A 24624-nucleotide genomic window follows, 5' to 3' on the forward strand; every position below is an offset into this window, starting at 1 on the left:
CGGAGCACCGCCGGGCCGACCGGCGAATCGGCGATTCGCCGGTCGGCCCGCGCGGGGACAACGCCTACGGCGTGGGGCGGCGAAGGTTTCGCCATGACGCTCTCGCTCGAACGCCGAGCGGCGCTGTGGGGGGACCGAACCGCCGTCGTCGAGGACGGCGCCGACGAATCCGCGGGGGGACAGGCCGGGGCGGCGCCCGCCGGCGAGCGGGTGAGCTACGCCGACTTGAACGACCGGGCCGAGCGGTTAGCCCGGCGATTGGCCGCGCTCGGCGTCGAGGCGGGCGACGCCGTGGCGGTCGTCTCGCGCAACCGGGTCGAAGTGCTGGCGCTGCTGTTCGCCGTCCGCCGCCTCGGAGCGGTGCTCGCGCCCGTCTCTCACCGACTGACCCCCGCGACCGTCGAGGGGCCGTTCGAAACCGTCTCGCCAGAAGTCGTGGTCCACGAGGCCGCCCAGCGCGACCTGGTCCGGGAGGTGGCCGACGACCGCTCCCAGGAGTTCGACGACCTGCGGCGCCACGACGGCGAGGACTACGAGCGAGTCGACCTCGACCCCGAGGACCCGCTGTTGTACCTCCACGCCACGGGGGAGGCCGACCGGTCGGCGGTCGGCGAGGACGACGAGGAACCCCAGCGCCCCGGCGAGTCGCTGAACGCCGACCCGACCGCGGCCGAGCGCGTCGTGGCGATGTCCGAGCGGGCGGTCGAGTGGAACTGCGTCACCGCCGCGGCGGCGTGGGGACTCGGCCGCGACGACCGCGCGCCGACGCTCCTGCCGTTCTCGGACGCCGACGGCCTGCTCCGGACGGCGCTCCCGCTGCTGTACGTCGGCGGGCGCGTCGCGCTCCTGCGGGTCTTCGACGCCGAGAGCGCGCTGGCCGCGGTCGAGCGCGAGGGCGCGACCGTCTGTCTCGCCGGCGCGACCGAGTACCGCGAACTGGTCGAGTCCGACGCCTTCGAGTCGGCAACGCTCGACAGTTTAGAGTGGTTCGGCGCGATCGACCCGTTGCCGGTCGACGCCCGCGAGGCACTGGCCGACGAGGCGCCCGTGGTTCGAGTGTACGCGAGCGTCGAAACCGGCGCGAACTGCTACGTTCCGCCCGAGAGCGGCGGGGCGGAGGCGGGGCCGGACTTCGACCCAGACCTCGTCGGTCGGCCCTTCCCCGACTGCGAGGTCCGGGTGGTCGCGGACGGCGAGCGAGTCGAGGACGGCGAAGTCGGGGAGTTCGAAGCCCGCGGGCGGGTGGTCGCGAGCGGTTACCTGGACGCCGACGGCGGACTCCGGGAGTTCTCGGGGTGGGTGTCGACCGGCGACCTCGCGGTGGGGGAGGACGGCGACTACTACGTGCTCGGACGCGCCGGCGAGGCGTTCGAGGACGCCGACGGGCGCGTCCACCCCCGCGCCGTCGAGCGGGCGCTGGCGTCCCACGAGGACGTGACCGCGGCCGGTGCGGTGGCCGACGCCGACGGCCTGCGGGCCGTCGTCGTGGGCGACGCCGACCCCGGCGAACTCCGGGAGTACGTCGCCGACCGCATCCCGTCGGGGGTCGAACCCCGCGAAATCGTGGACGTCGAGCAGTTGCCCCGGCGGCCGACCGGCGAACCCGACCGGGCGAAGATTCGCCGCGAGTGGTTCGCCGACGAGGAGCGCATTGACGAGCGGTGACGGTTCACCGGAACCGGTGACGACAGGTGGTGGCGCGCCGCCGGTAGCCGACGTCCCGCGGCCACTCGTCTCCGAGTCCCAGGTAGTCGCCGAACCGCCCGGTCGACCGTTCGGCCGAGGCGAGTCGCAGCGCCTGCCGGAGGCCACCGCGAGTCGGTCGGTCGCTCGATTCGGCGAGTCGCGTCGCCAGTCGGTCGACCGTCTCGGGGTCGTCGGTCGCCGCGACCGCGAGAGCCGTCACGGCGGTCGTCTGGACGACCGGGTCGCCATCGGCGAGCAGGGCGGCGACCCGGTCGAGGTGCGTCCGGACGTTCTCGCGAAAGTTGTCGGCGCCGCGGAGGTCCGGCGTTCGGCGAACCGTCGCCGCGCCCTCGGCGACGATGTCGACCGCCGTCTCCCGGACGACTCCGGACTCGGTTTCGAGCGCGTCGAGGACGAACGGGAGCGGAAGTTCGTGTCGGGCCATCCAGAGGACCGCCGCGCGAACTCGCGGCTCCGAGTCCGACCGGAGGATTCGGCGGGCGACGGTCGCCAGGACACCGTCGTCGAGGTCGTAGAACGAACGGCCGAGCGCGTCCGCGGCGGCCGCGCGGACGAGCGGCGATGAGTCGTCTCGAAGGGCGACGCCGAGACGGCGAATCGCCTCCTCGTCCGGGACGGCCCTGAGCGCACACGCCGCGGCGGTTCGGACGGCGGGCGAGGAGTCGTCGGTCAGCATCGCGAACAGCGCCGACGCGCGGGCGTTGGCTTCGTCGGCGTCGAGCGATTCGGCGGCCGCCCGCCGCACCTTCGGGTCGGCGTCCGAGAGGAGCGTCGACAGGGTGGAACCGGCTTCGCCGCCGTCGCCGGCGAGCGTCGCCGCCGCGGCGGTGGCCGCTCGGTACTTCGGGTTGTCGTCGGTCCGGGTGCCAACCGACGCGTGTCCGGTTCCGCTCGACTTTCCTCGGCGGAGGAGCGCGAGCGACGCGGCCGCGCTCGCTCGGACTCGCGGACGGTCGGCCGAGAGGCGGTCCGTCAGCCACGAAACCGCCCGCTCGCCCTCTCCTGCGAGCGAATCGTAGGCGGCCTCGGCACCCCACCCGTCGAGGTGCGACAGCAGGCCGAAGATGTCGTCCGGGAGGTCGGCGTCGACGTCGCCGTCGGGCAACCGTCCGGTGTCGCAGGGAGCGACCGCGTACTCGTCGGTGAGGTACTCCCGAAACGGGACGTCCGACCCGTGGACGGACGGAGCGGTCGCGAGGACGACGTTTCCGTCGGGTTCTGCGCGGCTCGCGAGGCCGGGTGCGTCCAGAAGTCGCTCCCGGCCGAGGTCCGCGACGAGTTCCGGACCGTAGTACAGCACCGGCGAGGAGGACGTCCACAGTTCGGCGGTCAGTTCGTCGCCGGGAAAGTGCTCGTACTCGGTCGCGAGTCGACCGAACGCGAACTCGCCGGCGTCGAAGACCGCCGCACCCAGTTCGACGACCGACAGGAACGTCAGGTTCGCCGCACGGTTCGGAACGTGGACGCGAAGCCGCGGCGACCCAGGGAAGGCGGAGACGGCGCACCGGAACGTCCCATGCCGGTCGAACCGGAAATCGAACCACCGACCGTCCCGGTCGAGCGGTTCGGCGAGGACCTCTTCGAGAGGTTCGTCGCCGAGGAACTCCCCACCGCGGGAGGCGAACGCTCCACAGACGCGGCGGACGAGTTCCTCGTCGACGGGGGTACGGGAGTGGAATTCCAGCCAGCGGTCGACGCCCATCGGGTCGACGGTCGAACCGGCCGAAGTAATAGTTTCTCACCCGACAGTCGTTCCGCCGGTCGCTCGCGGTCGGAGATACCGGCAGTACTCCCGGTAGCGCAAGTCCTTTTGACCGAGGGCGTCTGGAAGACGACAATGAGTCGATTGCGAATCGCGTTCATCAACGCCGCCCACGACGGGACGGACACCCGGCGGAACTTCCGGCGGGAACTCGACGCCGACCTCGTGGAGTTCGAGGCCACCGAGGGCCGCCTGCCCGACACCGTCGACTTCGACGGCGTGGTGGTTTCCGGGTCGCGGTCGTCGGTGTACTGGGACGAGGAGTGGATCGAACCCACGAAGGAGTGGGTCGAGCGAGCCATCGACGCGGGTCTGCCCTGCCTCGGCGTCTGCTGGGGCCACCAACTGCTCGCCGACGTACTCGGCGGCGAGGTCCGGGACATGGGCGAGTACGAGATCGGCTACCGCGAGGTCGAACACACCGGCGACTCGCCGCTGTTCGAGGGCGTCAGCCGGCGGTTCACCGTCTTCACCACCCACTCCGACGAGGTGGCCGAACTCCCGCCCGGCGCCGAGGAGATCGCCGTCAACGACTACTCGAACCACGGCTTCCGCAAGGGCCACGTCTTCGGCCTGCAGTTCCACCCCGAGTACGACACCGACACCGCCGAGACGGTGACGAAGGGCAAGGACCTCGGCGACGAGCGCCTCCAGCGCGTCCTCGACGGCATCACCGAGGAGAACTTCGAGGCCGCCTGCGAAGCAAAGGTCGTCTTCGAGAACTTCTGCGACTACGTCCGCGAGGTCCGCAACGACGCTGCCGCCGAGGTCGACTCGGCCTCGGCGGTGTAGGTTACGACCGGGTCGGTTCAGCACGGCGGCGGGTTCGTCGGTCGAACGGAGGCCTGATTCTCAGACGTCGGTCGACGGCACTCACAGCCGAGTCGACGCCGGAACGCGATTTTGCGCGGCGACAGAGTACTTAAACCCCATGACCAATGAACCACTACACCCACCCCTGCTCGGCCGCTATACGGAGAAAATGAAAGACGAGATTTCCAACGGCCAGCGCGGAAACGCGGGCACCGAGACGACCGCCACGCCCCGCGAACCGGACCTGAACGTACCCCCGCTGTCGCAGGACAACGTGTTCGACGCGCTGTCCTCGCGCCGGAGTCGGTACGTACTGGTCCACCTCCGCGAGGAGGACGGGGCGGTATCGCTCGACGAACTGGCCGACGTGGTGGCGGCGTGGGAGACCGGCAAGGCCATCGACCTAGTTTCCGAGGAGCACCGCGAACGGGTGTTCACGTCGCTCGCCCACTCGCAGTTGCCCAAGCTGTCGATGATGGGACTGGTCAAGTACGACGAGCAGGACCTGCTGGTCGACCGCGGCCCGCACGCCGAACAGGCCGACGCGTACCTCGACATCGCGGTCGAGCGAGACGACAACGTCGAGCGGTAGACCCCCGGCGAACCGACGGCGGCGGACGGTAGACGCTCCGAAATTTCCGGGAGCGTCCGGGGTCGCGGTTCGTCCGCGCCCCCGGCAATTCTTGCGAACGAAAGGGAGCGTTTTTGAGAGTTCGGGCCACACGTTTTTCCATGCTCGATTACGTCTCGCTGGAGGAGGACCTCGACGAGGAAGAGCGGATGATTCGAGACACCGCTCGCCGGTTCGTCGAGGAGCAGGTCGAACCCGACATCGGCGACCACTTCGAGGACGGCACCTTTCCCACCGACCTCATCCCCGAGATGGGCGAACTCGGCTTCTACGCGCCCAACCTGGAGGGGTACGGCTCGCCGAACGTGAGCGAGAAGGCCTACGGGCTGTTGATGCAGGAACTGGAGGCCGGCGACTCGGGCATCCGCTCGATGGCGAGCGTCCAGGGCGCGCTCGTGATGTACCCCATCCGCGCTTACGGTTCCGAGGAGCAGAAAGAGCGCTGGCTACCCGGCCTCGGCGAGGGCGAACTCGTGGGCTGTTTCGGCCTCACCGAACCCGAGCACGGCTCGAACCCCTCCGGGATGGAAACCTACGCCGAGAAGGAGGGCGACGAGTACGTCCTCAACGGCTCGAAGACGTGGATCACCAACTCCCCCATCTCGGACGTGGCGGTCGTGTGGGCCCGCGACCGCTCGGCCGAGGAGAACCCGGTCCGGGGCTTCCTCGTCGAGACGGACACGGACGGCGTGACGACGAACAAGATAGACGAGAAGCTCTCGATGCGCGCCTCCGTGACGGGCGAAATCGGCCTGAACAACGTCTACGTCCACGAAGAGGACGTTCTGCCGGGCGTCGAGGGGATGAAGGGCCCGCTGTCGTGTCTCACCCAGGCGCGCTACGGTATCGCGTGGGGCGCGGTCGGAGCGGCGCGGGACTGCTTCGAGACGGCCCGCGACTACGCCACCGAGCGCGACCAGTTCGGCGGCCCCATCGCGCGCTTCCAGATCCAGCAGCAGAAACTCGCCGAGATGGCCACCGAAATCACGACCGCCCAACTGCTGGCCCACCGACTCGCCGACCTCAAAGAGCGGGGCGACCTGCGACCCCAGCACGTCTCGATGGCCAAGCGCAACAACGTCCGGATGGCTCGCGACCAGGCGAAGGTCGCCCGCGAGATGCTCGGGGGCAACGGCATCACCACCGACTACTCGCCGATGCGCCACATGGCGAACATGGAGACGGTGTACACCTACGAGGGCACCCACGACATCCACACGCTGATTCTGGGCCAGGATTTGACGGGGATTGCGGCGTTCGAGTAAGCGAACTCGGCGTCCGCGGTTTTCCTCTCACTCCGTCGGCGTCCCCGGCCGTTCGTGATTTACGAGGTGATAGAGCGGTTCGTAGTCGCCGACGTTCTCGAAATCGGCGAGCGTCTCCGCCATCACGGACTGGTGTTCGTGGTCGATGTCGTGATCCGAGTTCTGGTAGGCATCGTAGACGGCGTCCATGTCGTCGGCTTCCATGAAGTAGACGAGATACGTGCCGTCGTCGGTGTGTTCGAGGAACGCCGATTCGGTGTGCATCCCTTCCTGCGCGAGCGTTTCGAGGGCTTCGTCCTCACGCGAGCGAACCTCGGCCATCCACTCGCGCAGGCGCTCTTCCTTCCCCGGTTCGACCTTCTGTTTCGTGAGAACGACGTCGGTCATCGTTCGTCGGGACGCACGGCGGAGACTTAATCGTCAAGGGCCGAATAGATAAAGAACTAAGTATCAGTTCGGAGAACGTGAGAGCGTCTTCTTTCCGGCCATAGCCGCGGCACCGACGGACGAATCACGTCCCGAAAGCCTGCGTGAGTACCACGAACGCAGACCCTGCACCGCACTTTGGCCGGTCGTCGCACGTAACGCGACGAAACTATGACGACAGCAAATCGAGACGTTCACGGCGCGCTCGCATCGATTTCGGACGAATACGAGGTGGTCCGACGACTCCACGCCGTTCCGCCTCACGCAGTCTACGAGGTGACGATAGACGGGACGCGCGCGGTCTGTAAGGTCGCCCGGGGTCAGCGGGCCGACCCCGCCGCGGAGGCCCGCGTAATCGCTCGGATCGGGCGGACGACCTCGGTTCCCGTCCCCGAAGTCCTCGCGGTCGGAGAGGACTGGTTCGTCGCGGAGTGGCGTGACGGGCTACCTGGAGAAGCGACCGCCGACGCAGAACGCGCCCGGGTGATGGGCGCAGGACTGGCGACGCTGCACGCGGAAACCGCAGGGTCGTTCGCGGCGACCGGATTTCCGCGGGACGCGGGGGACGCGCTCGCGGTCGACGCTCGCGACTCGTGGCACGAAACCGTCTGCGACTTGCTCGCCGACCGGCGGGACTACCTCGCGGCGTTCGGCTATTCGGAGGTCGCCGACGCCGCGCTGACGTTCGTGCGCGAGCGCCCCGACCTGCTGGACGGAGCCGGCGACCCCGTACTCACTCACGGCAACTACCTTCCCGAGCACGTCGCCGCGGAGGACGGCGAAGTCACCTGCGTCGTCGACTGGGAACACGCGCTGGTCGCCCCCGGGGAGTACGACTACTGGCGGACGGCACTCCCCCTGCAGAGCGAGGCCGAACCGACCGAACGCGACGCCGTCCTCGCAGCGTTCCGCGAGGGATACGAGTCGGTTCGGCCCCTCCCAGAAGGGTTCGAGCGCCGCGGCGAAATCTATCGGCTAATCAACGCGGTGTCGTATCTGAAGGCGCTCCACCTCCAGCGCCAACAAACCGGGCAGGAGAAGGCCCGCACTGCGGCCGCATTCCGGGAGTACGTGTACGACACCGTCTGAGCGTCGCTACGAACGAGTGACACACCGTCGCGAGAGCTAAGTCCCCGCGCTCCGAGCGATTCGATATGAACGGAACCGGACGCGTCGAGGCCATCCACCTCGCGCCCGAATCCGGCGCGGAAACCGAACCGACGGACTCCGTCGAGGCGGTCGCCGGCGAGGGACTGCGCGGCGACCGCAAGTTCGGCGGCGACAGCTTCGACCTGACGCTCATCGAGGCCGAGGCGGTAGAGGCCGCCGAGGCCGAGGCGGGCGTCGAGATGGGCGACGGCCGCCACCGCCGCCAGATAACCACCAGGGACGCCGCGCTGAACCACCTCGTCGGCGAGCGGTTCCGCGTCGGCGAGGTCGTCTGCGAGGGCGTCGAACTCTGCGAACCCTGCGGCCACCTCGAATCGCTCACCGAGGACGGCGCGGTGTCGGCACTGCTGCACCGCGGCGGCCTCTGCGCCGACGTGGTGGAGTCGGGCGACGTCTCGGTCGGCGACGAACTCGAAGTGCTGTAACCTCGGATACGTGTCTCCCTGACAACCTATTTCTTCCCGCCGACCGTAGCGGTCGCCATGGGTTCTATCGCGCGACGCCTCGCCGCCGTCATCGTCGCCGTCGCCCTCGTCGTCACGGCGAGCATCGTCGGCGGGGTCTTCCTCCTCGTCGGTCTCGGCGCGACCGTCGCCGTCCTCGACCTCGCGGGGAGCGTCGCGGCGGTCATCGCGCTCTCGGAGTTCGGGTTCGTCGTGACGGGCGTCGCCTTCCTGCTCGTGACCGGTCGCGGGTTGGCGTACCTCGACGTGCGGGCGCCGACCAAGCGCGACCTCGCGTGGGCGGCGGTCGGGACGCTCGTCCTGCTGGGGATTCGGGCGGTCGGCGGGTTCCTGCTGGGCGCGGCCGGCGTCTCGCTCGGCGGGCGAGGCCTCGGCGGCCTGGCCGACCGCGGCCTGCTGGAGGCGCTCCTCGTGCTCGTCCCCCTGTCGGTGCTGGTCGTCGGTCCCGCCGAGGAACTGCTGTTCCGCAACGTGATACAGAAGTACCTCGCCGAGTCGTTCTCGCGCCGGGGCGCGATACTGGTCGCCAGCGTGCTGTTCGCGGTCGTCCACCTGCCGAACGCGCTCATCGCCGGACTCGACGCGGCGGGAGCGGCGGGCGTGCTCGCGCTGTTGTTCTGCATCTCGGTCGCGCTCGGCGCGATGTACGACTGGACGGGCAACCTGTTCGCGCCGGTGGTCGCCCACGGCCTGTACGACGCGGTCCTGTTCGCCGCGGCGTACCTCTCGCTGGTGGGCGGGCGACTCGCCTGACGGCGGCCGCGGACGACGATTCGTCGGAGGTCGCGACCGGCGCCGCTATCCGAACCCTTCGCTCTCCAGGTAGTCGTCGGGCACGCCGAGTCGCCGGACGACGGCGGTCAGCCCCTCGACCATCACGTTGGTCCCGCATGCGTACACCTCGGCGTTCGCGGGGTCGATGCGGGCGTCGATGTCGTAGTTCGGTTCCTCGCCGGCGATGCGCTCCATCGCGTCGGTGAGGTCGACGTCGGCCAGCGCGTCGTCGACGACGTACTTCAGCAGCGTCTGCTGGACGTAGGCGGTTTCGCCCGCCCAGTCGGTGAGGTACTCCTCCCGGGAGAGCGTGGGCACGAAGTGGAAGTTGTCGTGTTTGTCGTCGAGCGCTCGGAACTCCTCGCGGTACGCCAAGTCGTCCCGCCACCCGGTGCCGAGGAACAGCCAGACGTCGCGCTGTTCGCCGCCGAACTCGTCGCGGCCCTCCTCGAAGGTGTACTCGATCATGCTCCGGAACGGCGCGACGCCGGTTCCGGTGGCGAGGAACACCACGTCTCGGCCGGAGGGTTCCTGGAGCGTGAACTCCCCGTTCGGACCCCGCAGGGTCACGTCGTCGCCCACCTCCGCCTCGCTACAGAGTTGCGTCGTGAGTTTGCCGCCGGGGACGCGCCGGACGCAGATTTCGAGCGCGTCGTCGTTCGGCGACGAGGCGATGGAGTAGGGCCGCGGCACGCCGCCGTACCGGACCGTGACGTACTGGCCGGGCGCGAAGTCGATGTCGGTCTCGTCCTCGTCGAAGCGGATCTTCAGCAGCGACGGGTAGGCCCGTCGGCTCCGCTGGCGGAGCGTCGAGAACTTCTTTTCGAGCGCGCCCGGCGGGTCGCCCTCGTCCCACGCCTCGCGGAACCGCTCCCAGTCGACGTCCTCGTCGTTGGCGGTTTCGGCCTGGGCCAGCAGTTCCTCGGCGTCGTGTCGCCGGAGGGTTTCGCGGACCTCGGTCTCGATCTCGTCGCGCCGGTTGTGGTCCATCGCCTCAACGTCGACGACCTCCGTGCCCTCGGTTATCAGCGGTAGCGTCTCGGCCGCCTCTCGTTGGGTGATTCGCTCCCGCCCCATATCGTCAGGCTAGTCGGGCGCGAGTCGGTTAAATCGGGCGGCGGACGTTCGATTCGAATCGAACGTTCAGCGATTCCACGCCGCCGCGTCGGGGTCGACGAGTCGCTCGCGGCGGTCTATCGCGTCGATTCGCTCGCGCTCCTCGGCGGTGAGGGTCGGCGCGTCGAGGTTCGCCCGGAGGTGGTCCTCGCCGGTGGCCTTCGGAATCGGAACGACGCCCTCCCGGTCGTTCAGCCAGGCGAGGCTGACCGCTTCGGGGGTCGTGTCGTGCGCTTCGGCGATGTCGACTAGTTCGGGCACGTTGCCCGCTTCGCCGCGCATCAGCGGGGCGTAGGCGACCAGCGTCACGTCGTGTTCCCGGCAGTGAGCCAGCAGGTCGTCCTGCGGGAGCAGGGGATGGCACTCGACCTGGTTGGCGACGACCGGCGCGTCCAGAATCTCGCGGGCCTCGTCGAGCAGGTCGGGCGTGAAGTTACTGACCGCGACGTTTCGGGTCGTCCCCTCCTCGCGGAGGCGGTCGAACGCCGGAAGCGTCTCCTCGGGGTCGTAGGCGCCCGTCGGCCAGTGGACGTACAGCAGGTCGACCGACTCGACGCCGAGTCGGTCGAGACTCTCCGCGGCGGTCGCGCGCACGTCCTCGGGGGCGAGATTGTCCGGGTGGACCTTCGTGGCGAGGAACACCGCCTCGCGGTCGACGTCACTCTCGCGGATTCCGGCGCCGACGGCCGCCTCGTTGTCGTACATCTGGGCGGTGTCGAGGTGTCGATAGCCGAGTTCGAGCGCGGTCCGGACGGTCTCGGTGCACCGGTCGGGGTCGTCGTTGCCCGAGGTGCCGAGGCCGGGGCTGGGAATCGTCGTCACGCCTCGAACGTGTCCGCGAGCGAGGAAAAGTCTACGCGCGGCGGCAACGCCCGCGGCGTGCCGCGGGCGTTGCCGCATCACCGCGAGGCGGCGTCCTCGCCGGGCGCGTCGCCGGCCGTGTCGTCGCCCACGTCCGCCCCGCTCGCGCCGAACGACGACGAGACGACCCGGACCGCCGCGACCCCGACGACCAGCGCGGCCCCCAGAACGCCGACCGCGACCAGCGGCGAAATCGCGTCGGCGACCGTCCCCGCGAGCAGGTAGAACGGGAGTTTCGCCAGCGCGTACGCCATCGACGCCGCGCTCAGGACGGTCGCCCGGCCGACCGACTCGACGCGGTCGTTGACGTACTGGGAAACCAGCGGCGCGAGGAGCGCGTTCGACCCGCGCACGGCGAAGAAGGCGGGGAAGGCCAGTAGCGGCCACGCAAGCGGTGCGAGCAGGAACAGACCGAGGAGCACCGGCGCGACGAGGAGCGTCCCGCGAACGCCGAAGCGGTCGCCGACCGGCCCGGCGCAGTAGCTCGCGACCGCCGCCACGGCCGTGAACGCCGCGTACAGCACGCCCAACGACGCCTCGGGGAACCCCAGCGACCGCGTGGTGACCGGCTGAACGTACATGTTCGCCACGGTCGCGACGCCGAAGAAGAGCGCGGCGTAGGCGACGAACGACCGGAGCGGCGGCCGCGAGAACCGCCGCCGGATGACGGGCAGGGCGTCGAACACCGTGAACGATTCGTCGCTTCCGTCGTTTCCGTCGCTCTCGGCATTTCCGCCGACGTACTGGCGGTTCTCCGGGAGCGTCAACAGGACGACGACGCCCGCGCCGTTGAGCACGCCGGAGGCAAGAAACGGTAGCGCGTGGTCGACGCTGTAGAGAACGCCGCCCGCGAGCATCGCGACGACGGTCACCGCGCGGTTGACCGACCCGCCGCGGCCGCGGACCCGGGCGAAGCGGTCGCCGTCGAGTTCCGCTTCGAGGGTGTCGTAGAGCCAGGCGTCGCCCGTTCCGGACTTGAACACCATCATGAGTGCCCAGAGGACGTAGAGGACCGCCAGTCCGAGGAACGACTCGACGACGACGAAGCCCAGAATCGAGAGGGTCATGAACGCCGAACTCGCGAGCAGGCTGTTGCGCCGGCCGATGCGGTCGCCGACGTAGCCGGTCGGCACCTCGCCGACCACCGTGACCACGGCGTAGAGCATCGAGAGCGTCGAGATGGCGGTGTAGTCGAGCCCCCGGTCGAGCAGGAAGAGCGTGAATATCGGCGAGAAGAAGCCGAACGAAACCGTCGCCTGGTAACAGTAGTACTTGGCGATGGTCGACGACGGCAGGCGGTCGGCGAGACGGGCGCGCACGGTACGGGACCGACTTGTCCGTCGTTCGGAATAAACCCTCCCTGAACCGAATTCCTGTATCCGTTACGACAAAAGTTCGAAGGAACTGCGACGAGAGTGACGAGGTATGAGCCAACGAGGCCCGCCGTGGGGACTGCTCGGGGTCGGCGCGGCGGCGAGTCTCTGTTGCATCGGGAGTTCCGCGGTCGGCGGTGCGGCGCTCGCCGGCGGCGCGCTGGCCGGGGGTTTCGGCGCGGGCCTGATTCAGGCGCTGGTGACGGCGCTGACCGTCGGCCTCGTCGGTCTGGCGTGGCAGTGGCGGCGTGGCGGCGAGAGCGCCTGCGAACCCCGCGAGCGACGGTGAGCGCCATCGCGGTCGGGGCGGTGTCGTCCGCCGGACGGCACCGCCCCGACCGTCACGAGGTAGTTCCTACTCGAACCGGCCGGTTTCCGCGCCGCACTCCTCGCAGACCGTCACGAGGGCGTCCCGGTCGTCGATCGCCCGGATGTCGTTCGACGTGCGCTCGTCGCAGTCCGGACAGTCACGGACCATGTCGAGGTCGTCGGTCCCCCGAGGTGCGCCGAGCGCGAGGGCGACGACGCGCTCGTCGCCCTCGTTGGTCCCCCGCTGGTACTCGCCGGGGGCGAACCGAACGACCTCGCCGGACTCGACTTCCGCCTCGCCCGACTCCGTCTCGAAGGTCACCGTCCCCGACTGGACGTAGAAGATCTCCTCCTGGTCGCCGTGGGCGTGATAGCCGAAGGAGAAACTGTCGCCCGGCGCCAGTTCGAAGTAATTTATCGCCACGTCGGTCGCGCCGAGGGCGTCGGTCAGCGGTCGCTTCACGTCCGCCGGTCCCATCCAGGACGCCACGTCGTCGATGGTGACTCGCTCCATACGTACCCGGGCGTCCCGGACTCCAAAACCGTACCGACGAACGACCACCTTAAACGCTCGGCGGAGAATCGCCAGCGTGCGACGGGACCCCGCTGACGTCCGGCGTTTTTAGCCCGGCCTAAACCTCTTCGAACGCCGATACTTTTAAGTAGAGAGTGTCGTTTTAAGTGCTCTCTCGGCGTTGGAACAGATAGGTGAACTCCGATGGCTATTGATCCGCAATTCCACGAAAACCGCGAGAAGGTCGACACGCACGAGGGCCACGACGTGTGGGGTCCCGTCGACGAACCAGAGAAACTCGGCATCCACGGCACCCACGTCGCCGTCGACTTCGACCTCTGCATCGCCGACGGCGCGTGTCTCGAGGACTGCCCGGTCGACGTGTTCGAGTGGGTCGACACGCCCGACCACCCCGAGAGCGAGAAGAAGGCGGATCCGGCCAACGAGGCCCAGTGCATCGATTGCATGCTCTGCGTCGACGTCTGTCCGGTGGACGCCATCGACGTGGACGCGGGCCGAGCCTAATCGAAATTTACTTACAGTTTCTGCGGGAAGCGAAGTTCGATGATAGCGACAGCCCTCCGCACGCGCATCGTCATCTGTGTCGTCCTCTGTAACTGTCTCGCGCTCACCGTCCCTGCGTCGGCAGTGAGCGGGACCCCAGTCGCCTCCGCGACGACGGCCCCTTCGACCGACGAACCGATTTCCTCGGGCGACTCGTTCTGCGCCGGCGAACGCCTCGGATTCGAAATCCGGAATTCGACGCAGAACGCCGGGAAGTCGTACGAGATTCGCACGGCGACCGACAGCCAGAAGTTAGCCGCTCAGGTGTGGGTGAGAGAGAACGGGACCGGGGTCGTCGACACGACCGCCCTCGCTACCGACGGTGAAGCGAAATCGTACTTCGTCGCCGACGGAGACGGAACGCCGATCGTCTTCGAAGGCGGACGGAGCGTCAAAGCCGGGAACATCACCGAAGCGAAGTGGACCGTCCGGTCGGAACCCTGCGCTAAGTTCCCCGACCGACTCGTCGGCGTCTGGGACTGGCCGTACGAGACCCAACTGTTCGTCGGGGGAGACGCCGAAGCAGTCGAAATCACGAGCGAGACGATGAACGCGACAGAGCTCGCGGCGGTCTTCGGCGGAACGAAGACCGCCGACGGCGTGCGAGTCGACGTCGCGGACCGGCAGACCGTTCCGGCGACGTTCCAGTACCGCCACACGGACGAACACGTCTTTCACGTGTCCGCGGTCGGCGGCGACGCGAACGCGACCGCTTGGCTGACTTTAGTGACATTCCCAGTACCACCCGTCAAATTCACCTCTGACGACGTGATTCGGGGCGGTCGAAACGGGACGGCCGAGGTTTCGCTGGCGTTCGAGGGACCGCGCGTCGCCACGGTCACCGCGAGTCGAGGCGACGTCCGCCTGCACGCGACCGTCCGGGACGCCGACCGCGACGAGAACGTGACGCTTCGGTACGACGTCAACGCGATGGGGTCCATCACCGGCGAGACGAGCGACGAAACGGCCGCCGAGGCGGTCGACGTCGCCGGTGACGACCGCCTGCTCTCGGTGAACGTGAGCGAGAGTCCCGGCTCGCGGACGCACGGCGAGTACGAACTCGAACTGGCGAAGTCCCGAGACGGGGAGGTGGTAGACGTGACGATACTCAGAGTCGTGGAGTCAGAGCGGTCCGGAGAGACGCAGCGTACCGACGACTCGCCGACGACGAAGCGAAACGAAACCGCCGTTACGGAAACGCCGACCGACGGCGCTTCGCCGACCACGGAGGGCGATGCGACCGCCGAAGAAACGAACGGCTCCGAGGCGACGACCGACGAATCGGCGACGTCTGCCGTTCCGGGTTTCGGTCTTGGAGCGGGACTCGCGGCGGTCGCCGTCGCACTCGGACTAGCCGCCGTGCGCCGTCGGTGACACGGTCCAGTACGTCCGGCTAGTTCGGCCGGTCGACGTCGAACGCCTGTCGGAGGTACGCCAGCGCGTCGGTCTCCGCGAGGTACTCGAACTGCTCGCGGAAGTGAGTCTCGCAGAGGCCGACCCGAACGCCGCCCATCTCGGGGGCGAACTCCGCATCCCGGTTGCAGTAGTGACACCGCATACCTCGGGCTACGTCCCGCATCGAATTTAACTCTGTGCTTGCGGGTCGTTCACAGCGACACCGCCGACCGGAAGTGCCGGTACTCCGGTTTCGACAGGCCGGCCCGACCGACCTCGTGGCCGTGGGCGTCGGTCCCTCCGGTCGGCACGAGGTCGTAGTCGGCGATGGCGCGCTCGACCACGCGAGTGTCGACTTCGCGGTCGTAGGGGTAGTAGCGCTCGACCGCGTCGAGGTCGGCGGCGAGTTCCAGCGCCGCCTCCGGGTCGTCGTACCGGTAGGGGTGGGCGAGACCGACCAGGCCGGCGGCCTCCGAGAGGAGTTCGACCCCGCGCTCGAAACCAGTGACGTCCCGGGCGACGTAACAGGGGCCGTCGTTACCGATGAGATCGGCGAACACCGCGCCCACGTCGTCGTAGTCGGTTTCGGGGTGGTCGACGACCGCTCGCGCGACGTGCGGGCGGCCGATGCCCGCGCGGGCTTCCAGGTCGAGGTCCACACCGAGGTGCGCCTCGACGTTCTCGATTATCTTGCGGCCGCGCTCGGCCCGGTCGGTCTGGAGGCGGTCGAGTTCGTCGACGAGGTCCTGGGTCGGGGTCACGCCGTAGGCGAGGAGGTCGACGCGCTCGCCGCCGTCCGGTTGAACGCGCAGTTCGATGCCGTGGACGACCGTCACCCCTTCGATGACGTCGACCGGCGTCGAGAGTTCGGGGTGGAGCCTGTCGTGGTCGGTGATCGCGACGACCGAGACGTCGGCGTCGCGGGCGGCCGAGGGCACCTCCGACAGTTCCATCTCGCCGTCGGAGTTGGTCGTGTGGACGTGGAGGTCGGCGAAGACGCTCATACCGCCCTCAACGAGCGACGGACCGAAAGGGCTTCGCTATCGATTATCACCATTAAACACATTAAATTCGCTTGTACCCCTTGGCGGGAAGGTTTATCATTAACTTTGATGTCTATTGGGGTGATGAGTCTGAAAGAAGCGACCGAACTCCTGCGCGACCACGACTACCCCGCGACCACCGACCAACTCGCCGCCACGTACGGCGACTACGAGATCGAACTCGCGGAAGGTAGCGAGACGCTCGCGGACGTGTTCGAGCGCATCGAATCCGAGACACTCCACGGTTCGGGGGAAGCCGAGGAGATGCTCTACTCCGCGGTCAGCGCCAAGGCCATCGGCCGGAAGGGCTACAGCGACCGTGACCCGACGACGCTCGGGACCATGGGACCGGAGCAAGTCTCCTTCTAGACCACCTTTTTTCGAGGAGTGGTAGCCGTGAGCGCCTGTGGCGCTCCGGCTACCACTCCTCGAAAAAATTTGGACCAAAAAAGGCACGCGAGCGAGACGACGGCATATCGCCGTCGTCTCGCTCGCATCTTCGGTAAACTGGTGCGGGCGCGAAGCGCCCTGAGCAGTCGCTGGTGCGCTTGCTCACTCACTCGCTGCGCTCGTTCGCTCGCGGCGACCCGCAGGCGGTTGGTCAGTCAGTAGGAACAGTTGTCCGTGAAAATTCACAAAACTGGCCGGCCGGCCGCGACCGCGTGCGGTCGCGGTCGGGCGATTCGTCGCTCCGCCTTTGCTCGTTCGTCGGTTAAATCCACTCGACAGCGCCGTTCAGTTCGAGGGGCACCGACCCCTTGCTGTAGGCCTCGACGCGGCCCGAGGGTCGAGCGCGGAAGACCACGGCCGGGCGGTGTCGCACGCCCGGTTGCTCGCCCCGCACGGCGGCCCACTCGTCGTCGCGGAACCCAGAGCAGTCGACGAACAGCACCGCGCCGCCGCCGTGTTCGCTCAACTGGCCGGAGGTCTTCGTCTCGGCGGTCTCCCGGACCGCGGCGACCGGCGTCCCCGCCCGCCGACGCGTCGGCGGGCGCGGGCGCGTGACCTCCACCAGCGGCGACTCGCCGCCGTTCGGCGACTCCGCGCGGAAGTCCAGCGAGTGGCCGGTCGTCACCTCGATTTCGGGCGTGACGTCGTAGCCGGCGTCGGCCAGCACCTTCGCGGCGGTGAACTCGCTCATCGCCGAGGCCATCCGCACGGGGTCGACATGCGGACTGGTGCCGAGTTTCGACGCCATCGTGTACCGGTGGTCGTCGAGCGCGCCCGCGCTGAGGAACTCCTCGTAGAACGCCAGGGCCTCCTCGTAGGTCGCGTCGGGGAACCCCGCGGCGTGTTCGCGCAGGAACTCCCGGGAGGAGTGGCGACCGTCCTTCGAGAACAGGACCGGGAGGAAGAACCACGAGAAGTGGTCGTAGTCGGCCAGCCACGGCGCCTCGACCCGGAGGTCGGCCAGCAGTTCGCGCTGGGCCCACCGGGCCACCGGGTAGGGTATCTCCTCGAAGGTGTACTTCTCGGTGCGCCAGAGCACCGACGGCGTCTCGGTGTTGCCGAGCCAGAACGCCTCGTCGTCGTTCCAGGTGAACAGTGCGAGGTCGCCGTTGTCCATCTCGATGCGCCGAGCCTCGTAGCCGGAGGGGCCCACGTAGTGGGTTCCCGGGAGGGTCGCGCCGAACTTCTCGTCTAAGGGGTCGAGCAGGTCGCGCTCGATTCGGTCGTCTGACCACCGCTCCTGGGAGCGGCGAAAGCGGAGCGGGCTTGCCACGTCCGAACGTAGCCACGCGGGGAATTTACGTGTTGTGCCGCACCGGACGGGCGGCGATACGCCGTCGGACGGCCGCGCAGGTGGCCGAGGACCCGATGCGGCGCGAACGCGAGGGCCCGGCCGACGGAGCCGTGCCACCCGAACTCGCGTCCTTGCCCGTAAATTTCCAGGAATTTTCGGTCGGACGGATGTGTGATTATCCGTTACATTCATTACCACCGCTTTCCAAGGTATGAGTGTGGTTGTCATGTCAATGGGTGCCTATGACGAAGACGAACACGAACGCCGGGAACGGAAAAACAGCGAAGTCGACGCCAGTTTCGACGACGAGCGAACCACCTACCACGGAAAGGTGGAGTACGACTCCGGCGATTCGGCCGAAGACCTCCTCGACAAATTCGAGGAGATAAAGTCGGCGAAGTGACCGTAGTAACGATTTGACCGAACGACGAACCGCGACACTCGAGGAAATTCGCTTCTCGCGACGATACTCGCGGACACCGCGCGTTTACCTCGACGCCGGCGACTGCTCGGCGGTGGAACTCACTCCCAGCCAGGCGTCTCGGGCGCGCCGCGGGCCTCCTCGACCGACTCGGCCAGCGTCGGTTCGGGGGCGGCCGACCCGACCTCGTCCGCACGAGATTCCCAGTCGGCGGCGGCGCGGCCGACCCACGAATCTGCCTCGCCGACCCGTTCGAGCGCCTCGTCGAAGCGCCCGCGGTCGACGGTGGTCGTCCCGGGCGTCCCCGCCACCGCGGCGGCGGCGAACAGCGCGCGGTCGTCGGCGGTGAGGTCGTCGTTCGCGGCGCGCTCGACCACGCCGGTGAGTCGGTCGGGGTCGGGGAAGACGAACACCTTCTGTCCGATGGCTTGCGGGCCGAGCAGCAGGCCCGAGAGGTCCTCCGGCGGTTCGTCGTCGATCAGGCGGTCGCCCGCCGCGCCGAACGCATCCTCGACCCGCTCGCACTCGGTTTGCTGGTCGAGTTCGAGGTTGTGGCCGGGGTACTCGTCGCACTCGGTCGGGTAGACGTCCTCGCCGTGGATGCGACACTGGAGGGTCGTCGGGTCGAGGAACGCGCAGGTCGGCAGCCACGTCGGCTCGGTCCCGAACGGGCCGACCGGCTTGGGTGGCTTTCGCAGGCCGAGGAAGAACGCGGGCTTGCCGCCGATGGCCGAAACCGGCACGCCGTCTATCTCGACGCCGTCCTCGTCGCGCCACAGTCGCGGCGTCAGCGCGTCGCCGAGGCCGGCGTCGACGAACGCCCGGGCGTCGTCGCGGCTCAGCGGGACGAGGTTGTACGCGTCGTCCAGCGGCACCCGCGGCCCGCGGCGCTCGTGGTCGCTCTCCTCGGGCGCTATCGCTCGCCAGTCGATGCAACAGCCGGCGCATCCCTCGCAGTTCACCTTCATGGGAGGGTGTCCTCCGTAACTCTCCGAGGTACGGACCGCGACGGCATAAGGTACCGGATGACGGAACTCCGGGCGGCACTTATCCCGACGGACCTCGTAGTCGGAACCATGACGGACGATGCCATCGCGCCGGACGCCGACCTCGAAGCGCAGGCGGACGTCGATTCGGACGAGACGGTTCGGGTGTGGCTGGTCGAGCGCACCTACTCCGACGACGAACAGAACATCGTCATCCTCGTCTACGCGACGCCCGACGGCGAGCGCTACCTCCGCAAGGAGCGGGCGTTGACGAGTTTCGGCGACGACCGACCGACCACGGCGGCCCTCGACGCGCCGCCGGAGAACCTCGGCTCGGTCGACGACCCCGAAACCCGCGAGCAGTACGCGGGCGAGGCCGCCAGGACCGCCGAGCAGTACGACCCGACCGACGAGATCTAGCTCGTCGGCCGAACGAAGACGTGCCCGCTCGCGGCGACCGTCACCGCGTACCGGCCGACGGTGAACCGGACTCGGCCCTCGTCCCGAGACGCGCCGCCGCGAGTCGGCCGGAAGATATCGTTGAGCGCGTCGGGGTCGACGCTGTCGTAGAGCCGGACGCTCATGTCGGCCGCCGGCCGGCCGGACGCCGCTTCGAGGGCGTCGAGGACCGTGTGGACGAGTTCGTCGCCGCTCTCGGGGTCGTGGTACGTCTGGTAGACCGCCGAGGAGTACGTGCCCAGCGCCGTCGCAGTCGCTATCGGTGAGTTCGATTCGGCCATGTCTGAGTTCCCGGTCGCACCGCGGCGCGACCTTGTCAACAGTTACCACTCGGTTCGGCATATATCGTTCGGTCCTTCCCCGGACACGGTTTCGATACTTCGTCCGTCTCGGAACCGCGTTCTCGGTAGGGCTTTGGTCTTCGCACGCGTTTCGACTACTCATGGCCCGGGAATCCTGCGACGGTTGCGGGAAGTCGGTGAAGATCGCCGGCGGCATCGCCAACCTCTGGACGCTGGAGAAGGAGGCGACGGGCGGGATGACCCTCGAGTTCGAGTCCGACGGCACCGAACACTTCCTCTGTTTCGACTGCATCGACCGCCTGTCGGAGGACCCCACGGCGGCGGACGTCCGGGCGCTCGGCGACGCCTGATCTGCGAGTCGGGCGGCGGCGCGTCGCGCCGCCCGACTCGCGCAGGAAACGAGCAGACGCTCCGAAGAGGCCGCCGCGCCCGCCGACCCGGCCGCCGTCGAATCGACGGCGGCCGGGTCGGCCATCTGTGGTGACGGGTCGGCGAACCGTTTTACGTACGAGAACGTCGTTCGTCCGCCATGGTGGGGCTCGCAGGGGTGGTCGCGGTCGCGCTGGGAGCGTACGTCATCTACGTCGCGCCGGGGCTCGTCCGGCGGTTGAATCGGCTCACCGACCGACCGCCGGGGGAGAGCATCGCCGACGTGTGGGCGGTCAGGTTCGTCGGCGCGCTCGTCGTCGGCTACGGGGTGACCCTGCTCGTCGGGTGAGCGACCCGTCGGGAGTCGCCGAGCGTCTTCGGACTCGCCTCCGGCGCGGAGGCGAGTCCGAAGACGGCTATCGGGTCGGAGTTCGGGCGATGCCGACCGAAGGGCGTCGCATCCGGTGGTTTTAGGCCCCCGCCCGTCGTCGTGCCCGACAGTGAACCCCGAGCGGATTTTCGAGGAGTTTCCCGCGCCCTCCTATCGCGGGAACCAGAAGCGGGCGCTCGCCGACATCCGGGACGCCTTCGACGACGGCAACGACGTGGTGCTGGTGCGCGCGCCGACCGGGAGCGGCAAGTCGCTGCTCGCGCGGGCCATCGCGGGCTGCGCCCGCCGGGTCGACGAAGCCGACCCGAGCGACGCGACGGGGGCGTACTACACCACCCCGCAGGTGTCCCAACTCGACGACGTGGCCGAGGACGACCTGCTGACCGACCTCAAGATAATCCGGGGCAAGAGCAACTACTCCTGCATCCTGCCGGGCGAGACGAACACGCCGGTCAACCGCGCGCCCTGCGCCCGCGAGAAGGGCTACGACTGCTCGGTCAAGCACCGGTGTCCGTACTTCTCGGACCGGGCCATCGCGAGCAACCGCGAGATAGCGGCGATGACGCTGGCGTACTTCATGCGGACCGCCGGCTCCGAGGTGTTCCGCAAGCGGGACGTGGTGGTCGTCGACGAAGCCCACGGACTGGCGGAGTGGGCTGAGATGTACGCCGCCATCGACCTGAACGCCCGGACGGTCCCCATCTGGGACGACCTGAAGGTGCCCGAAATCGACGGCCTCGACCGGGCGGTGACGTACGCCGAGCGAGTCCGGAACGCCTGCAAGCGCGAGAAGGACGACCTCATCGCCAAACCGGAACTCGACCCCCACGAGGCGGCCGAGCGCGACCGCCTGCAGGAACTCATCGGCGAACTCGACTGGTTCGTCGAGGACTACCGCGACAGCGAGAGCGCGACCACCTGGGTCGTCGACCAACCCGACGGCGAGGGCGGCGCGGTCACCATCAAGCCGATGAACCCCGAGCGCTACCTCAGCCACACCGTCTGGGACCGGGGCAACAGGTTCGCGCTCCTCTCGGCGACCATCCTGAACAAGGACGCCTTCTGCCGGCAGGTCGGCCTGAACCCCGACAACGTCGCGCTGGTCGAGGTCGGCCACACCTTCCCCGTCGAGAACCGGCCGCTGTACGACGTGACCCAGGGGAAGATGACCTACGAGCACCGCGAGGAAACCCTGCCCGCCGTCGCCCGGACCATCGTCCGCATCATGCAGGCCCACCGCGGCGAGAAGGGCCTGATTCACGCCCACTCCTACGCCATTCAGGAGCGACTCGTCGACCTGCTCGACGACTTCGGCGTCGGCGACCGAATCCGGGCGCACACCCGCGAGAACCGCGACGCCGAACTCGAAGCCTGGAAGGCGACCGACGGCGAGGAGGTGTTCCTCTCGGTCAAGATGGAGGAGGCCCTCGACCTGAAGGGCGACCTCGCGCGCTGGCAGGTGCTCTGCAAGGCGCCGTACCTCAACACGGGCGACTCACGGGTCGCCCACCGCCTCGAGTCCGGCCAGTGGGCATGGTACTACCGGGCCGCGCTCCGGACCGTCATCCAGGCCTGCGGTCGGGTGGTGCGGGCGCCCGACGACTACGGTGCGACCTACCTCGCCGACACCAGCCTGCTCGAACTGTTCGAGCGCGCCGAGAGCGACACTCCGGCGTGGTTCGCCGAGCAGGTCACCCGGACGAGCGACCCCGACCTCCCGGAGTTCTCGCCGCGCGACGCCAGCGAGTCGATGGGCGGCGCGACCGGCGGCCGCGGCCGCCGGTCGCGCTCGGGGTCGACCGGAGGCTCCTCGGGCGGGTCCCGCTCGGGAGCGGGGTCAGGCACTGCGACCGGCGGAGTTTCGGGCGGAAGCGACCGGTCGACCGGCCGCGACTCCTCGGGCAAGAAGAGTCCGATGGCCGACGTCTGGGACGTGGAGTAACTCGGAGCGAGTCGGCGCCGTGACCGCCGCTCGCGGCGGTCGCCGCGCCGACAGAGACGGGCGGTGCCGTGATTTTATACGAGATGCCGTCGAACCCCGGCCCGGACCATGGGGGGTTTCAAAGACGACGCGGAGCGAGCAGAATCGACGCGAAACACCGACCGAACGCCGGGGATGGACGCTCCGTCGGCGGCGACCGACGACCCAGGGCCGGACGACGCGGGCGGCGCAGAATCGAACGACGCGGGCGACCGGCGCTCGGCATCGCCGAGCGCCGGTCGCAGGAGCGTCCTCCGCGCGCTGGGGGCCGGCGCGGCACTCACCGCGCTCGGGGGGGCGAGCGAGGCGCGCTCGGCCGACCCGCCGGCCGAACGCGCCGTGTCCAAACGGGCGGCCGAGGCCCGCGAGCGGGCGCGCCAGGACGAGAACGTCGACCCGGTGTGGGGGTTCCCGGCGCTGTCGGACGAAACCCAACCGCCGGTCCGCCCCCAGCACGAGGTCGAACTCCAGATTCGGCCGCGCGACGCGCCGGTCCCGGAGTTCGTCTTCGACCCGACGGGGCTGTACATTGAATCCGGCGACACCGTCCGGTTCAGCTACGCGTCGCCCCACCACACGGTGACGGCGTACCACCCGGAGTTCGGCTACCTGCCGCGAGTCCCCGAAGGGGTGCCGCCGTTCTCCGCGCCCGCGCTCCCGCACGGCGGCTACTGGCTCTACACCTTCGACCAACCGGGCGTCTACGACCTCCACTGCGCGCCTCACGAGATATTCGGCCACGCGATGCGAATCGTCGTCGCGTCCCCGAGCGGGCCGGGCGCCGACCCCCTGCCGGACCTCTGCGCGCAGGGCGGCGCGACGACCGGGACGGCCGCGACGACGGTTCCGGAGGGCGGCGAAACCACCGCGGAAGGCGCGACGACCACCGACGAGGGGGGCGAAGGAGGTGAAGGAGGCGAAGGCGGCGAGGAGGAACTCAGCCCGCCCCGACTCGGCGCCTACGCGGTGCTAACCGACGACGCGCTCGACCCCGGGAACATCGTCGAGCAGAAACGGGTGCGCTGGGAGGACCTCGCGCCCGAGAGCAAACAGCTGTTCGTCAGGTTCGAAGGGTTTCCGCCCTGCTAAGGCGGGACCGCTGAGACGAACTCCGGGTCAGCGGTCGAGCGATTTGCGCATCTCGACCACAGGGAACGCGACCGGCCGACCGTCCAACTCCTTTCGAATCGTGCGTTCGGCGACCCGTCGGTATCCGGCGCGGTCGTAGAATCCGGTCGCGTTCAACGACGACCAGCAGACGAGTTCGTCGAGTCCCCGACGCCGGGCCTCGCCTTCGAGGCGGGCGAGGACGGCAGAACCCACCCCGCGTCCGTGGGCCGCCGGGTGGACGTACACCGCCCGAACCTCCGCTTGGCCGGGGACGAGTTCGCCGTACGCGGCGACTTCGCCGTCGCGTTCGGCGACGACGAGAAAGTGGCCGTCCTCCTCGACGGGGTATCGCTCCGGGCCGCCGTCCTTCCGCGCCCACGCAGCCACTTGGCGCTCGTCGTAGGCGTCGGGAGCGCGTGCCCGAATCGCCGCGACGTGCAACGCCAGGATGGCGGGCGCGTCGTCGGGGCGGGCGAGTCGAACGTCTGGCACGGTTGTATGTGAGAGCCTGCCGAGGTAAGCGAGTCGGTCGCGCAGATTCGTCTGCGCGACCGCGATTTCGCGCGGGAGTCGTCGAGATTCCGCCGTCAGATGAACGAGGCGGCGTAGGCGACGCCCGAACTGATCATCAGCAGGACGAAGAACAGCGAGATGAGCTTCTGTCGTACCTTCGA

Annotated in this window: 29 protein-coding genes; 17 read left to right on the plus strand and 12 right to left on the minus strand. The window is 68.8% G+C overall.

Annotated elements, in window-relative coordinates; translation table 11 throughout:
* Positions 1–93 precede the first annotated feature (93 nt).
* Complete coding sequence (locus tag NGM07_RS10735) at positions 94–1665, plus strand: class I adenylate-forming enzyme family protein (protein ID WP_253511060.1); 1572 nt, start codon at positions 94–96, stop codon at positions 1663–1665.
* A gap of 4 nt (positions 1666–1669) precedes the next feature.
* Here NGM07_RS10735 and NGM07_RS10740 read toward each other — a convergent pair whose 3' ends face one another.
* A complete protein-coding gene (locus NGM07_RS10740) occupies positions 1670–3409 on the minus strand; it encodes a HEAT repeat domain-containing protein (RefSeq protein WP_253511064.1) in 1740 nt (579 codons plus the stop codon).
* A gap of 135 nt (positions 3410–3544) precedes the next feature.
* Here NGM07_RS10740 and NGM07_RS10745 point away from each other — a divergent pair, with 135 nt between their 5' ends.
* The 3 genes from NGM07_RS10745 to NGM07_RS10755 all read left to right on the plus strand — a co-directional run bounded on the left by NGM07_RS10745 (position 3545) and on the right by NGM07_RS10755 (position 6178).
* A complete protein-coding gene (locus tag NGM07_RS10745) occupies positions 3545–4261 on the plus strand; it encodes a type 1 glutamine amidotransferase (protein WP_253511067.1) in 717 nt (238 codons plus the stop codon).
* A 190-nt stretch (positions 4262–4451) separates the two neighbouring features.
* Positions 4452–4874 (plus strand): DUF7344 domain-containing protein, encoded by a 423-nt coding sequence (locus NGM07_RS10750; RefSeq protein ID WP_253511069.1) that lies wholly within the window; start codon positions 4452–4454, stop codon positions 4872–4874.
* Between the two features lie 140 nt (positions 4875–5014).
* Entirely contained in the window at positions 5015–6178 is a 1164-nt protein-coding gene (locus NGM07_RS10755) for an acyl-CoA dehydrogenase family protein (protein ID WP_253511071.1), read from the plus strand.
* 27 nt (positions 6179–6205) lie between these two features.
* Here the strand turns inward: NGM07_RS10755 and NGM07_RS10760 are convergent, their stop codons facing one another.
* Positions 6206–6565, minus strand: coding sequence for a DUF6176 family protein (locus NGM07_RS10760; protein WP_253511073.1), 360 nt, complete (start codon positions 6563–6565; stop codon positions 6206–6208).
* Between the two features lie 210 nt (positions 6566–6775).
* Here NGM07_RS10760 and NGM07_RS10765 point away from each other — a divergent pair, with 210 nt between their 5' ends.
* The 3 genes from NGM07_RS10765 to NGM07_RS10775 all read left to right on the plus strand — a co-directional run bounded on the left by NGM07_RS10765 (position 6776) and on the right by NGM07_RS10775 (position 8991).
* Complete coding sequence (locus NGM07_RS10765; RefSeq protein ID WP_253511076.1) at positions 6776–7693, plus strand: aminoglycoside phosphotransferase family protein; 918 nt, start codon at positions 6776–6778, stop codon at positions 7691–7693.
* A gap of 65 nt (positions 7694–7758) precedes the next feature.
* Positions 7759–8199 (plus strand): MOSC domain-containing protein, encoded by a 441-nt coding sequence (locus tag NGM07_RS10770; RefSeq protein WP_253511079.1) that lies wholly within the window; start codon positions 7759–7761, stop codon positions 8197–8199.
* Positions 8200–8256: 57 nt separating this feature from the next.
* Entirely contained in the window at positions 8257–8991 is a 735-nt protein-coding gene (locus NGM07_RS10775) for a CPBP family intramembrane glutamic endopeptidase (RefSeq protein WP_253511081.1), read from the plus strand.
* A gap of 45 nt (positions 8992–9036) precedes the next feature.
* Here the strand turns inward: NGM07_RS10775 and NGM07_RS10780 are convergent, their stop codons facing one another.
* From NGM07_RS10780 to NGM07_RS10790, 3 genes are all read right to left on the minus strand, one after another.
* Positions 9037–10089 (minus strand): ferredoxin--NADP reductase, encoded by a 1053-nt coding sequence (locus NGM07_RS10780; protein WP_253511084.1) that lies wholly within the window; start codon positions 10087–10089, stop codon positions 9037–9039.
* 66 nt (positions 10090–10155) lie between these two features.
* Entirely contained in the window at positions 10156–10950 is a 795-nt protein-coding gene (locus tag NGM07_RS10785) for an aldo/keto reductase (RefSeq protein ID WP_253511087.1), read from the minus strand.
* A gap of 77 nt (positions 10951–11027) precedes the next feature.
* Positions 11028–12308 (minus strand): MFS transporter, encoded by a 1281-nt coding sequence (locus NGM07_RS10790; RefSeq protein WP_253511090.1) that lies wholly within the window; start codon positions 12306–12308, stop codon positions 11028–11030.
* A gap of 106 nt (positions 12309–12414) precedes the next feature.
* Here NGM07_RS10790 and NGM07_RS10795 point away from each other — a divergent pair, with 106 nt between their 5' ends.
* Entirely contained in the window at positions 12415–12651 is a 237-nt protein-coding gene (locus tag NGM07_RS10795; protein ID WP_253511093.1) for a hypothetical protein, read from the plus strand.
* A 66-nt stretch (positions 12652–12717) separates the two neighbouring features.
* Here NGM07_RS10795 and NGM07_RS10800 read toward each other — a convergent pair whose 3' ends face one another.
* The gene (locus NGM07_RS10800; protein ID WP_253511096.1) at positions 12718–13185 is read right to left on the minus strand and encodes a cupin domain-containing protein; all 468 of its coding nucleotides are present in this window, start codon (positions 13183–13185) and stop codon (positions 12718–12720) included.
* A gap of 204 nt (positions 13186–13389) precedes the next feature.
* Here NGM07_RS10800 and NGM07_RS10805 point away from each other — a divergent pair, with 204 nt between their 5' ends.
* Both NGM07_RS10805 and NGM07_RS10810 read left to right on the plus strand, forming a co-directional pair.
* Entirely contained in the window at positions 13390–13710 is a 321-nt protein-coding gene (locus tag NGM07_RS10805) for a 4Fe-4S dicluster domain-containing protein (protein ID WP_253511099.1), read from the plus strand.
* Between the two features lie 39 nt (positions 13711–13749).
* A complete protein-coding gene (locus tag NGM07_RS10810; RefSeq protein ID WP_253511102.1) occupies positions 13750–15123 on the plus strand; it encodes a hypothetical protein in 1374 nt (457 codons plus the stop codon).
* Positions 15124–15142: 19 nt separating this feature from the next.
* On the opposite strand, the gene NGM07_RS10815 is transcribed toward NGM07_RS10810, so the two are convergent.
* Both NGM07_RS10815 and NGM07_RS10820 read right to left on the minus strand, forming a co-directional pair.
* Positions 15143–15307 carry a DUF6757 family protein gene (locus NGM07_RS10815; protein ID WP_253511105.1) on the minus strand — a complete coding sequence of 55 codons (165 nt, stop codon included), beginning with the start codon at positions 15305–15307 and terminating at the stop codon, positions 15143–15145.
* 49 nt (positions 15308–15356) lie between these two features.
* On the minus strand, positions 15357–16148 hold the full coding sequence (locus tag NGM07_RS10820) for a PHP domain-containing protein (protein ID WP_253511108.1): 792 nt from the start codon (positions 16146–16148) through the stop codon (positions 15357–15359).
* 123 nt (positions 16149–16271) lie between these two features.
* Between NGM07_RS10820 and NGM07_RS10825 the strand changes: the two genes are divergently transcribed.
* Positions 16272–16556 (plus strand): DUF5789 family protein, encoded by a 285-nt coding sequence (locus NGM07_RS10825; protein ID WP_253511111.1) that lies wholly within the window; start codon positions 16272–16274, stop codon positions 16554–16556.
* Between the two features lie 343 nt (positions 16557–16899).
* Here NGM07_RS10825 and NGM07_RS10830 read toward each other — a convergent pair whose 3' ends face one another.
* Entirely contained in the window at positions 16900–17910 is a 1011-nt protein-coding gene (locus NGM07_RS10830) for a DUF5784 family protein (RefSeq protein ID WP_253511113.1), read from the minus strand.
* 247 nt (positions 17911–18157) lie between these two features.
* On the opposite strand from NGM07_RS10830, the gene NGM07_RS10835 reads away from it, so the two are divergent.
* Positions 18158–18334: a DUF5786 family protein gene (locus tag NGM07_RS10835; RefSeq protein ID WP_253520183.1), complete on the plus strand. Its 177-nt coding sequence runs from the start codon at positions 18158–18160 to the stop codon at positions 18332–18334.
* 119 nt (positions 18335–18453) lie between these two features.
* Here NGM07_RS10835 and NGM07_RS10840 read toward each other — a convergent pair whose 3' ends face one another.
* Complete coding sequence (locus NGM07_RS10840; RefSeq protein ID WP_253511116.1) at positions 18454–19320, minus strand: YkgJ family cysteine cluster protein; 867 nt, start codon at positions 19318–19320, stop codon at positions 18454–18456.
* A gap of 108 nt (positions 19321–19428) precedes the next feature.
* On the opposite strand from NGM07_RS10840, the gene NGM07_RS10845 reads away from it, so the two are divergent.
* Complete coding sequence (locus NGM07_RS10845; protein WP_253511119.1) at positions 19429–19758, plus strand: DUF7967 family protein; 330 nt, start codon at positions 19429–19431, stop codon at positions 19756–19758.
* On the opposite strand, the gene NGM07_RS10850 is transcribed toward NGM07_RS10845, so the two are convergent.
* The gene (locus NGM07_RS10850; RefSeq protein WP_253511122.1) at positions 19755–20078 is read right to left on the minus strand and encodes a HalOD1 output domain-containing protein; all 324 of its coding nucleotides are present in this window, start codon (positions 20076–20078) and stop codon (positions 19755–19757) included. The two genes, NGM07_RS10845 and NGM07_RS10850, sit on opposite strands and share 4 nt — an antisense overlap.
* 161 nt (positions 20079–20239) lie before the next feature.
* Here NGM07_RS10850 and NGM07_RS10855 point away from each other — a divergent pair, with 161 nt between their 5' ends.
* The 4 genes from NGM07_RS10855 (at position 20240) to NGM07_RS10870 (ending at position 23929) form a co-directional block, all read left to right on the plus strand.
* Positions 20240–20449: a DUF7561 family protein gene (locus NGM07_RS10855; protein WP_253511125.1), complete on the plus strand. Its 210-nt coding sequence runs from the start codon at positions 20240–20242 to the stop codon at positions 20447–20449.
* Between the two features lie 179 nt (positions 20450–20628).
* Positions 20629–20817: a hypothetical protein gene (locus NGM07_RS10860; RefSeq protein ID WP_253511128.1), complete on the plus strand. Its 189-nt coding sequence runs from the start codon at positions 20629–20631 to the stop codon at positions 20815–20817.
* 151 nt (positions 20818–20968) lie between these two features.
* On the plus strand, positions 20969–22801 hold the full coding sequence (locus NGM07_RS10865) for a helicase C-terminal domain-containing protein (protein ID WP_253511131.1): 1833 nt from the start codon (positions 20969–20971) through the stop codon (positions 22799–22801).
* A gap of 108 nt (positions 22802–22909) precedes the next feature.
* Positions 22910–23929 (plus strand): cupredoxin domain-containing protein, encoded by a 1020-nt coding sequence (locus NGM07_RS10870; protein ID WP_253511134.1) that lies wholly within the window; start codon positions 22910–22912, stop codon positions 23927–23929.
* 27 nt (positions 23930–23956) lie between these two features.
* On the opposite strand, the gene NGM07_RS10875 is transcribed toward NGM07_RS10870, so the two are convergent.
* Positions 23957–24442, minus strand: a complete 486-nt coding sequence (locus NGM07_RS10875; protein ID WP_253511137.1) for a GNAT family N-acetyltransferase — start codon at positions 24440–24442, stop codon at positions 23957–23959.
* Between the last annotated feature and the right edge of the window lie 182 nt (positions 24443–24624).

It is taken from the genome of Halorussus vallis (assembly GCF_024138165.1).
GTDB classification, from domain to species: domain Archaea; phylum Halobacteriota; class Halobacteria; order Halobacteriales; family Haladaptataceae; genus Halorussus; species Halorussus vallis.